This is a genomic window from Confluentibacter lentus (genome assembly GCF_002806995.1).
In the GTDB taxonomy this organism is placed as follows: Bacteria; Bacteroidota; Bacteroidia; order Flavobacteriales; family Flavobacteriaceae; genus Confluentibacter; species Confluentibacter lentus.
In genome coordinates this window covers 1-677 of record NZ_NIHE01000028.1, presented here as the reverse complement: position 1 = coordinate 677, position 677 = coordinate 1, and the positions used below count along the sequence as shown (strand labels likewise).

Genomic DNA, 677 nt, shown 5'->3' with positions numbered 1-677 from the left:
TTTTGGAAATTCTCTTCAACAAGTGGTTTAAGGGATTTATAATGCTGGTCAGAATCGAAGTCCTCTGTTTTGATTTTTAGGATTGAGGACTCAATGTAATAGTCTAAAGTTGCTAAATTTAAATCTCGATATTTTTCGAGTTCCTTATGTTTTTCTTCTTTAGTCAACTTATTCAATTTTTACGTTTTTCAGCATGAAGCACAACGTAAAATTGTATGAAATGTAGGCAATAAAAAGAGCGAGTAGTTTCATACAGAAAATAAATAAATTAACAAACATAGGCTAAACAATAAGCACATAACCGCCTATATTTTATACAAAGTGTTGTAGTGCGTTTTTTAATTATGAGTAAACACGCAATGGAAGCAATGTTTGACGACATAGAGCAAAACTTATTAGAGTTAATTGCTGATTTTTTAGACAGTGAAGAAGTGCAATTGGATGAAGCAATAGGTCTTTTTAATGACCCAACACCAAGAGAAGATACAGAATTGCATATAAGAATGGCAAAAGCTGCAATGGTAGAATATAAAAAGACTGTAGTTTATCGTGGTTCTTAAATGTCTCGTCCTGAAATATGGCTACAGGTTAAAATTGATTTTACGCTGTTAATTTGTATACCATATTAGGTGTTTTAAAGTCTAAAGATAAATGTAATCTTATTTCGTTGTACAAAT

General features: G+C 30.9%; 1 protein-coding gene. It reads left to right on the top strand.

Going from position 1 to position 677, the window contains the following annotated elements:
- Nucleotides 1-344: 344 nt before the first annotated feature.
- Nucleotides 345-560, top strand: a complete 216-nt coding sequence (locus CDH50_RS15040; protein ID WP_100613118.1) for a hypothetical protein — start codon at nt 345-347, stop codon at nt 558-560.
- Nucleotides 561-677: the final 117 nt, after the last annotated feature.